Annotated in this window: 15 protein-coding genes; all 15 read left to right on the top strand. The window is 61.0% G+C overall.

Annotated elements, in window-relative coordinates:
• The first annotated feature begins 634 nt into the window (after nucleotides 1-634).
• The 15 genes from L880_RS36520 (at nucleotide 635) to L880_RS0124395 (ending at nucleotide 8,479) form a co-directional block, all read left to right on the top strand.
• Complete coding sequence (locus tag L880_RS36520) at nucleotides 635-1,276, top strand: hypothetical protein (RefSeq protein WP_051443581.1); 642 nt, start codon at nucleotides 635-637, stop codon at nucleotides 1,274-1,276.
• Nucleotides 1,277-1,285: 9 nt separating this feature from the next.
• The gene (locus tag L880_RS33485; protein WP_051443580.1) at nucleotides 1,286-1,513 is read left to right on the top strand and encodes a hypothetical protein; all 228 of its coding nucleotides are present in this window, start codon (nucleotides 1,286-1,288) and stop codon (nucleotides 1,511-1,513) included.
• Nucleotides 1,497-1,679: a hypothetical protein gene (locus L880_RS0124455; RefSeq protein ID WP_027477888.1), complete on the top strand. Its 183-nt coding sequence runs from the start codon at nucleotides 1,497-1,499 to the stop codon at nucleotides 1,677-1,679. The genes L880_RS33485 and L880_RS0124455 overlap by 17 nt, the downstream gene beginning before the upstream one ends.
• 3 nt (nucleotides 1,680-1,682) lie before the next feature.
• Nucleotides 1,683-1,880: a hypothetical protein gene (locus tag L880_RS0124450; RefSeq protein ID WP_027477887.1), complete on the top strand. Its 198-nt coding sequence runs from the start codon at nucleotides 1,683-1,685 to the stop codon at nucleotides 1,878-1,880.
• A gap of 136 nt (nucleotides 1,881-2,016) precedes the next feature.
• Nucleotides 2,017-2,304, top strand: coding sequence for a hypothetical protein (locus tag L880_RS0124445; RefSeq protein ID WP_027477886.1), 288 nt, complete (start codon nucleotides 2,017-2,019; stop codon nucleotides 2,302-2,304).
• A gap of 26 nt (nucleotides 2,305-2,330) precedes the next feature.
• The gene (locus L880_RS0124440) at nucleotides 2,331-2,729 is read left to right on the top strand and encodes a hypothetical protein (protein WP_027477885.1); all 399 of its coding nucleotides are present in this window, start codon (nucleotides 2,331-2,333) and stop codon (nucleotides 2,727-2,729) included.
• A 4-nt stretch (nucleotides 2,730-2,733) separates the two neighbouring features.
• Nucleotides 2,734-2,970, top strand: coding sequence for a hypothetical protein (locus L880_RS0124435; RefSeq protein WP_027477884.1), 237 nt, complete (start codon nucleotides 2,734-2,736; stop codon nucleotides 2,968-2,970).
• A gap of 56 nt (nucleotides 2,971-3,026) precedes the next feature.
• Nucleotides 3,027-3,389 (top strand): hypothetical protein, encoded by a 363-nt coding sequence (locus L880_RS0124430; protein ID WP_157463057.1) that lies wholly within the window; start codon nucleotides 3,027-3,029, stop codon nucleotides 3,387-3,389.
• 77 nt (nucleotides 3,390-3,466) lie between these two features.
• A complete protein-coding gene (trfA, locus tag L880_RS33480) occupies nucleotides 3,467-4,345 on the top strand; it encodes a plasmid replication initiator TrfA (RefSeq protein ID WP_051443579.1) in 879 nt (292 codons plus the stop codon).
• 45 nt (nucleotides 4,346-4,390) lie between these two features.
• Nucleotides 4,391-5,332, top strand: coding sequence for an OmpA family protein (locus L880_RS34570; protein ID WP_051443578.1), 942 nt, complete (start codon nucleotides 4,391-4,393; stop codon nucleotides 5,330-5,332).
• 7 nt (nucleotides 5,333-5,339) lie between these two features.
• The gene (locus L880_RS0124415; protein WP_027477882.1) at nucleotides 5,340-5,672 is read left to right on the top strand and encodes a hypothetical protein; all 333 of its coding nucleotides are present in this window, start codon (nucleotides 5,340-5,342) and stop codon (nucleotides 5,670-5,672) included.
• Nucleotides 5,669-6,508, top strand: coding sequence for an HDOD domain-containing protein (locus tag L880_RS0124410; RefSeq protein ID WP_027477881.1), 840 nt, complete (start codon nucleotides 5,669-5,671; stop codon nucleotides 6,506-6,508). Before L880_RS0124415 ends, L880_RS0124410 begins: the two co-directional genes overlap by 4 nt.
• 84 nt (nucleotides 6,509-6,592) lie before the next feature.
• Entirely contained in the window at nucleotides 6,593-7,090 is a 498-nt protein-coding gene (locus L880_RS0124405; RefSeq protein ID WP_157463056.1) for a hypothetical protein, read from the top strand.
• A gap of 71 nt (nucleotides 7,091-7,161) precedes the next feature.
• Nucleotides 7,162-8,091 (top strand): KfrB domain-containing protein, encoded by a 930-nt coding sequence (locus L880_RS0124400; protein WP_043330506.1) that lies wholly within the window; start codon nucleotides 7,162-7,164, stop codon nucleotides 8,089-8,091.
• A 34-nt stretch (nucleotides 8,092-8,125) separates the two neighbouring features.
• Complete coding sequence (locus L880_RS0124395; RefSeq protein WP_027477878.1) at nucleotides 8,126-8,479, top strand: hypothetical protein; 354 nt, start codon at nucleotides 8,126-8,128, stop codon at nucleotides 8,477-8,479.
• Nucleotides 8,480-8,855 lie beyond the last annotated feature (376 nt).

Below are 8,855 nucleotides of genomic sequence, written 5' to 3'. Positions count from 1 at the left end.
TGAGTCTGACTGTGCGGTCAGTTGCAAATAATCTGAGTCGGAAAAGCCGCTGATTGCAAGTCGGGCCGTTTTCAAACGCGAGTCACTACACCTACAGGCCACCACTTGCCTTGCGCCCATCCGGGCGCTTTCCAGCCGCTGAAGCGGCGCAATTTTGGTGACACCGCGGCGACCTGGCCAGCTCGCTTGTGTCACCAGAAAAACCCACCCCATAACGGAAGCCCTACGGCGGCAGCTTCGCAGGAAAGCCCGCTAGGCGACGCGGACGGGCTTCGCCCCACCGCTGATGTCGCTACGCCCTAGGCCAGCCCGCCGTAAGGCTTCACCCCGCCCGTGGTGACAGGACAGATCCGCCGGCGGCGGTGTTCTGTCACCAAGCCAGCGGCGGTTTCTCGGGCGCGATCCGCGCGCCCTTTGGTGCAAAGTGCTTAGGCGTTGCTTATGTTTTGCTGATGTTGTGCTTATGCCGATGGCGGCATAAGCAGGGCGCAAACGCACCAGGACAGCCAACAGCCAACCCGCCCCGCCCCTTCGGGCGTGAGAAATTTTTAACTCCCCCCTTGCGTGTTATTCGCCATATGGTGTATAATGAAATCACTTTCAGCGAAGTGACCTTTCAACCAGGAGCAACACCATGCAAGCAACCGCCACCCAAGCCAGCGCCCCGACCCTCTTGTCGCAGGGCATCGCCGCAGGCCTTTCGATTCGCCCCTTCTTCAGCCGCAGCCAGTTTCTGACCGTGGCCGTGGCATCCGACCCCAAGAACAGCGAAGAAGCCGAGTTCTTCCTTCGCAAGCTGATCGACCTCGCGCAGCAGATCGACACCATGCCCAAGACCTACGAGCAGGACGGCAAGGGCGACGAGGCCATCGTTCACCTGCATTACTTCCTGGGCGGCAGTGATTGGTACATCACCGAAAAGGACATGGACGGCGGCATCGAGCAGGCTTTCGGTTATGCCATCTTGAACGGTGACGACGAATGCGCGGAGCTGGGCTATATCTCGATTCAGGAAATCACCGCCTACGGTGCCGAGCTGGATTTGCACTTCACCCCTTGCACCCTGGGCGAAATCAAAGCCAAGCGCCGCCAGGCTGACCAGGCCGAGGCCTTCAACCCGAACCCCTGGGTGCTGGTGAACAACCCCGGCCAGGACGATGAAGACATCGTTGCCGACTTCCCCACGTTCGCCGAGGCAGTGACCGCCAAGAAGGAAGCAGGGGAGGGCGACATCATGAAGCGCCTGGACGACGGCACGCTGACCACCGAGTTCTGAGGCCGCGCCATGACCCGCCAAGCCATCACCGCCAACGACCTTTTGATGACATGCCCGGATGACCAGATCACCCGCATGCAAATCGTCTGGAAGCGGGTAGCGGCGGGCCAGTGGCAGGAGGCAGCGCATCACCTTCGCGGCGCAGCCGCCGAGGGTGATACGGGCTGGCACAGCCGCTGCGCCGAGCTGGCCGACGAATACCAAACCAGGAGCGAAGACCATGCCCAAAAAGGCTAAGACCGAGGTTCTGACCGACCAGGCGACCGCGCGCCTTGTCGCTAATTTCCTTCGACAGATCGCGGGTTGCGACTGGAGCAAGAAGGAGCTTTCCGAGCTGGCCGATGCCGTGGAGGCGGGAGAGCGCAAGGTGTTTTTTGATCCCGACTATCACCCGGAGGGCTAACCAATGGCACGCATTCAAGACGTACTCACCGAGTCTGAGCAACTGCTGATCGTGGAGGCTTTGCACCGGCTTCGTGAGACGAAGCAGGAGGCATTGAAGACCGTTCGCGCCGAGGGCGTGAAGCCGGGAGGCAGGCACTTCGAGGAACGCGACTTCGGCATCCCGCAAATCGACCGGCTGCTGGCGAAGCTGGACGACTAGCCTTGTTGAATGAGTTCCTTTTTATTCACCATACCCGCAGGGAAACGGTCAACCCCGACAGGCTTCCTTGCGTTATTCACCATAGGGCGCTTAAAATTGTGGAATACGCGCCCGATAACCATGCAGGAGTAAAGCCATGAAGGCGCTGAATGTGATCCTTGGTGTTCTGGTGCTCGCAGCGGCCATGCTGGCGGCACCGGCCATGCTGGCGAGTGTTGTCGCTGGTGCGGCGGGCCTGTTGATGGTGGCATCGGCAGGGCCTTTGCCCGCGCCGGTTCCCCAGGTTCAAACCGTGCAGATCGTTCGCACCATGCAGGTTCCCCCCACCGTCAATGTCTTTGAGCTGGACGGCGGGGCGGGTGTCGTGGTGTTTCGCCAGGTAGACGGCAAGCTGGTCAGCCGCTACTACCGTGCTCAAGCCTGACCGGAGAGTTTCATAGGAGAGAAGACATGCTCACCGCCCTTGTTCTCGCTGTAGTCGTCACCGTGGGCCTTTGGTTCACTTGGAACGCGCGCACCTACGGCCAGCGTTCGACCGATGCCATGCTGAAGGCGTGGCCGACGCTCGACCAATACAAGGACGGGCGGCGCTACCTGGGCACCGATGCCCAAGTCGTCTTCTATCGGTGCCGCCACAACTGGCAAGACCAACGGGCTGAATTCTTGATCCTGGGGCGCACCACGCGCGGCCAGTGGTTCGAGGCCGAAGGCAAGGTTTTCGCGGCCAGGAAGGTGACACCCTTCACCGTGGCCCGGACGCTGACCGACATGCAGGCGCAGGAGTGGCTAGGCCACTTCCAGGCGCATACCGAAATCCGCCGCTACTTCGGCACCATTGAGATTGCATAACAACATGAGCACCGAAATCGAAACCATCACCGCAGCCGACTTCAAGAAGCTGGTCAAGACGCATGCCATGCGCAGCGAAAAGATGATCGAGGCTTGCCGCCTGGTGTTTGTTGAAGGGGAGACGCGCCGCGCGGCCAGCATCGCCGCAGGCGTTGATTACGCCTCGCTGCATCGGACTATCCGAAAGCTGCAAGGCCACTGCCCGCACTGCGGGCAACCGATTCCAGTCAAAGCGGCCTGACCCGGTGATGACCTGGGCCTCGCATTGGTTTATTATTCGCCATAGGTGATATGTTTATGTCAGCTACCAAGCAACTCCGACAGCTCGCGGCTCAACTGCCCCGCGTGATCGACGCCATCGAGGGCGAGCTGAAGACGGTTAGCCAGCGCATGAAGGTATTGCAGAAGGCAGGATTGATCTACGCATCGGAACACTGGCGCGAAAACAAATACCTGTATCTGATCTACCCCATGCACGACGGCGACCGCCGCCGCGAGTACATCGGTGCAGACGCAGACCGAATCGCCGAGGCGCGGGCCGGGATCGAGCGAGGCAAGGAGTTCGACCAGCTTTCAGCGAAGCTCAAGCAGCTCGAAGCCCGCATGAACAACGGTGTTGCAGCCCTTCAGGAAGCCGGGCGGCAATTGGGGTCATGGTGACAGTGATCGCCGACCAGGTTGCGCAGGTTGTCACCAACCAGCGCGCCGACTGAAACGGGCTACCAGGAGAAAAAGACATGAAGCCAATCGGAACCATCACAACGCTCGACCAGCAGCTTGCCAAGCTGAAGGCGCGCGCCGAGGAAGCACAGCAGCGCACCGCCGAACAAAAGAAGGTTGCGAAGGCCGAGGAAGCCGAGCGCCGCAAGTTCATGGTCGTTCAACTCCCCTTGTGGGCCGATGAGGTCAGGGCGCACCCGAACGAGTCATGCCGGGCGGCACTGTTCACCGTGCGCCGTGCGCGCAAACGCAAGAGCTTTCTCGACGAAAGCATCTTCGTTGTCGGTGACGGGGCAATCAGCTACACCGGCTTCGAGCTGCGCGCCGAGAACGATGAGCTTGTTTGGCTCCAAATCCTTCACTACGCAAAAATGCTGCCCCTGGGCCGCTGGGTGGAGTTCACCCCTTACCAGCTATGCCAAGACATCGGCTGGACACCTTCAGGGCCGAACTACAAGCTGCTACGCGACTGCCTTTTGAGACTGAAGGCAACCGCCCTCACCATCGAGAGCAAGCGCCTAAAAGGGGGCCTTGCTCTTTCGCTTATTGGTGACTTCCTTTGGCGTGATGAGGACGGCAAACCGCGCACCAAGTACGCGGTTCAGGTGCCGACCGAAATCCGCGAGTGGTTCGGGGATAACAACTTCACCCGGCTCAATTGGGAGATTTACCGCACGCTCCCGCCAGTCGCGCGCCGCTTGTACGACTACGCGGCCAGCCACCGCGACCCCTACGCCCTGAAGGCCGAGACGGTCTTCCAGCTCTGCGGCAGCGATGCCGAGAGCCTTGAGAACTTTCGCAAGGTGTTGCGCCGAGCCGTGAAATCGCTCGACGAAAGCGGCTTGCTGAAGAAGGTAGACATCACCCGCACGGGGCTTGTGAAGTTCACCCGGTAGGCATGTTCTATGAGTTCCTTTTTATTCACCATAGGAGAACACACGATGAGAAAAACCGCCATTGCCGGGGCCGTCGTTGCGGCCTTGGCGCTCGCTTCGTGCGCCACCCAGGGCGACAAGGCCCCGGTGTCGTCGCTGCGCTTCAGCTACACCACCGAGGGAGGCAAGGCAATCGGCCTGGTGCGCGCCTTCGATGATGGCGAACGCACAGCCCTTCAGTTCGTCACTGACCCGCCCGCTGCTTTGCGGGTCTTCGACGGCGAGGGAAAGCCGCTCGCTTACCAGCGAATCGGCCAGAACGCCGTTTTACCGGGGCTGTATAGCCCGGTGCGGGTTCAGATTGGCCCCACGTCCGCGACCGTGAAATCGACGGTGCCCGTTGTTACAAAGGAACCCGTTCAACAAGCCACGCCGGAGCCAGCGGCAGCGGTCACGGTGCCCGTTGACACGAATACCGAGCTGCTGGCCGCTCGCGCAGCCCTCAAGCTGGCAGAGAAGCAAATCGCCGAGCTGCGCGCCGAGCTGGACAAGATGAAGGCCACCGGCAGCGCCCAGGAGGCGAAGGACATCGGCACCAAGCTCGACCGCCTTGAAAACCTTGTGGCCGAGGCCGCGAGCGTGATCCTTCGGGTTGAATTCGGCTTCGCAAGCGCCGACTTCAAGCCCGCCGACGACGTTGCCCGCGTGCTGGTGCCAGCGGCCAAAGCCGCCGACCGCATCAACCTTCGCGGGTTCACCGACTCGACAGTCATCGACGAGGACAACAAGCGCATTGCCCTTGCCCGCGCGCTGGCCGCGCGCCAGTACCTTATCGGTCAAGGTGTTGACGCGAAGAAGATTCGCGCCTTCTACAACTCAGCAGGCGGGTTTGTTGCCGACAACAGCACCCCGGAAGGCCGGGCCAAAAATCGGCGCGTGGACATCGAGCTGGTGAACACCAAGCTCGCCAAACTCAGCCAGGCCGCTACCCAACTGGCGAAGAAGTGAGGCCGCTATGAGCGTCGAAGACGAAAGGGAGGGGTCACCCCCCACCGAAGCCGAAATCGCGGCATGGAAGGCCGACCAAGCAGCTTGCCGGGCCGAAACCTTCGCCCGTTGCAAGCAGCAAGGCGCTTGCGCCGAACCGCACGGTAGCCGCTGGCAGCTCCTGGTTCAAGAAGACGAGCGCGCGGGCAAGTGTGCTGGCCGGTGCCCATGCGAGGAAACCACCCAGCGCGCAATCACGCTCGAATGCGACTTTTCGCTGACTTCCGAGCGCCAGGAAGACGGCACTTGGAAGCCCGGCCAGCCTGCAACCATCACTTTTCTACCCGAGGGGGCGCAATGACCATCGACGAACTACTTCAGCAGGGGAGGGCGTTGCCATCCATCCCGAAGGTTGTTCAAGAGCTGATCCAGGGCTTGAGCAAGGATGACGTTCTAACGGGCGAAATCGCCCGCCAGCTCGCCACCGACCAGGTACTGAGCGCGAAGGTCTTGCGCCTTGCCAATTCGGCTTACTACAACGTTTCGCGCACCGTGGGCACGGTAGACGAAGCCCTCAAGCTGTTGGGCTTCCTGACCGTGCGAACACTGGTGATGAGCACCGGCATCGCCGGGAGCTTCAAAGACATGCCAGGCATCGACTTGAAGCAGTTTTGGCGCTACAGCCTGCATACAGCCGTTGCGGCCAAGTACCTTGCCCGCACGGCCCAGCTCGACGGCGAGCTTGCCTTCACCGTGGGCCTGATCCATGCCATCGGCAGGCTTGTCATGCACGCAGGCATGCCCGCCGAAATGGCCGCGCTTGCGCTTCGCTCAGTGTCACCGTTCCCCGACCCGAGCCGGATCGAGGCCGAGCGCGAGGCCTTCGGCTTCAGCTTCGCCGACGTGGGCGGTGCGCTGGCCCGCCACTGGAATTTCCCCGAGGACTTCGCCGCCGCCATCGAGCGCAGCGCCGAGCCGCTGGCTCATGAGCCGGTGGACGCGCTTCACGGCATCGTTCACGTTGCCGCCTGGGTGTCCCGAGCTGAAGAAGCCCAGCTCGACCAGGCGCAGCGCGCCCAAGACTTCCCCCAGGCCGTAGCCGACAAGATCAGCTTGCCGACCTTGCGTGACACTGTTGCCACCATGCCGCCGCTGGCCGAACTCAGCGCCGGGCTTGAGGACATGATTCGGAGCTGACCCATGCACCCCATTGGTGACAGCAGATCTCGCGGCCGCCGCGAGTGTTGTCACCAGAACCACCAACCCAAAGGAGAGAAAACCATGTTGAAACGACTTTTGCCCATCGCCGCCGTTGCCCTTGCAGCTTGCGCACCCTTGCCGCCCCTGCCACCCCTGCCGGGCATGCAGCCCGCAGCGCGCAGCGTGGCCCTGGGGCCAGCAGGCGGCTACCAGCAGCCGAACGTGACCGTTCAGGTTGCCGCCGATGCCTGCAACGCCGATGCCTTCATCGAAGGCTACAAGGCCGACTATTACCTGACGTGGAATCAGTTTGTCGGGCCGAAGGAGGGCATTTATCAGCAGCTCGCGCGGCAGCAGCCGAGCGATGCCCGTGTCGCATGGAATCTCGCGCTCTACAAGGGCAAGCGGTTCAACCTGAACGGCTACGACAACAAGACTTCGGTGTATGGCATGCAGAACCTGACTTCGCCGGACTACGCGATCCGCTGCGCGGCCACCAGCTACCAGAAGGGCAAGAACGCTGGCACCGCCGCCGCCATGAGTGCCTACAAGCAGCTCGAAGCCCAAGAACGCATGTAAGCCCGTGGTGACAGCGCCGAGCTGGCCAGGCGCGAGGCCTGTCACCAAACACAAAGACGAAAGCCCTAGAAATGCCCATCACCGAGGATCAAGCAGACGGCGCGATTCATGCCTTCTACAATGAATTTCCGGGCCTTTCTGGTTTGAATATCAGCCACAGACCTACCCAGGAGAGTTTCTATGGAAACAAAGCCAGCATCGAAGCCGTTGGCACCATCAAAGGTGCCTTCTTACCGAAACGCGGGGAAGTCCATTTACCCCTTGCCAACTTTCGTGACGTTGGAGACCTCAGAAAGTCCCTCCAACACGAAGCCCTTGGGCACTTCGGAACCCTCACCTTCACCGGCAGCGAAAAGCGCGATCTACTCGAAGTAATCATCGCCGCCCGCCAATCCCCTTCAATGAAGGGCGATTGGGCCAAGGTCGATAAGGCCTATGCCGGTCAAAGCGAGCTGATGAAGGCAGAGGAAGTTTTCTGCCTTGCCGCCGAGCGTATCGACGGCCCGCCCAGCAAGACCGCAGACCAGGCCGCGCGCACCTGGTCAGACGTGGTGCAGAACAAGACCCGACCGCTTGAGCGCGAAGACCTGCAAACCATCGTTGAATCCGTCGCCGATGGCATCCGACGCGGCACCCGCGAACAGCAGATTTTCCCCATCGACGACCGATCACAGTTCAGGAAGACCGCCGAGCTGGCCGACTCGCTGACCGAGGCGACAGCCGAGGCCAAGGCCCAGCTAGGCCCGAACGCGAAGACGTTCCCCGCCCAGCTCGCCGAGGGCACCTACAAGGGGCCGATCATCGCCGAGACAGAGCACCACGTTCTTCAGCAAGTCTCAGCAACAAACACCGTGGCCCACGCGAAGACCGCCTTCGCGCAAGCGCCCACGGTGGACAAAACCACCGCCCTTGCCGTCGCCTACAACGACGGCGCAGCCGTGGTGAAGCCCGCCAGGGTTCAGGCCGTGACGCAGACAAAGACCCGCGACCTGGGCCGGTGAAACCTTTTCAACACAATCTTTGGAGAAAACCAGCATGCACCCTGTAATAGCAAAAACCTTTGGCGGCTTATCCAAGCCGTACTACTTCCGTCAGTTCTTTTTCGGCCTGATGTTCCTTGCGTTCATCATGTTCATGGCGACCCGAAGCACGCATGGCGTGTCATTCGGCGCGGTGCTTGTCACCGCAGTAAATACCCTGCTTTACCCCTACGCGCGCTTTGTCTATGAAAGCATCGTGGGCTTCATCGTGGGCAGGAATACGTTCTTTGTGAACGTGTTTTTCATGATGTTTGTGAAGCTCATGACGATGGCCCTTTGCTGGGCCGGTGCGATCTTCATTGCGCCTATCGGCTTGGCTTATTTGTACTACCACCACAGCAAGACATGAGGAACAGCGGGCTACTCAAAATCGGCGCGGCCTTCGCCGTTGTCCTGGTGCTGGCCTTGCTGGGCAAGGCCGGGCTACTGCCAGCCTTTACAGCCTGGTTAAGCAAGATCATCACCGCAGCCCTGGTGCCTGGTTGAATCGGCTGCACACACCGGCTTTTCCTCCCTGAGCCGTGCAGTCTTTGACCGCCTCCTAACCCGAGGCGGTTTTTTTTCGCCCATCGTGGGCGTGGCGGGTGCCGAAGGCAGGCAATTTGAGTGGTCAAAATGCCCCCGGTCAATTTTGTCATTTTCAGAAGACGACTGCACCAGTTCGCGGGGCAGGCCGACCGGTGTGCAGCCGACTTCTGAACGGGCCGTGTCAGCAGTCCTATGCA

This window comes from Curvibacter gracilis ATCC BAA-807 (assembly GCF_000518645.1).
In the GTDB taxonomy this organism is placed as follows: Bacteria; Pseudomonadota; Gammaproteobacteria; order Burkholderiales; family Burkholderiaceae_C; genus Curvibacter; species Curvibacter gracilis.
The sequence above is the reverse complement of the archived record's forward strand: the minus strand, read 5'-3'. Positions and strand labels throughout refer to the sequence as shown.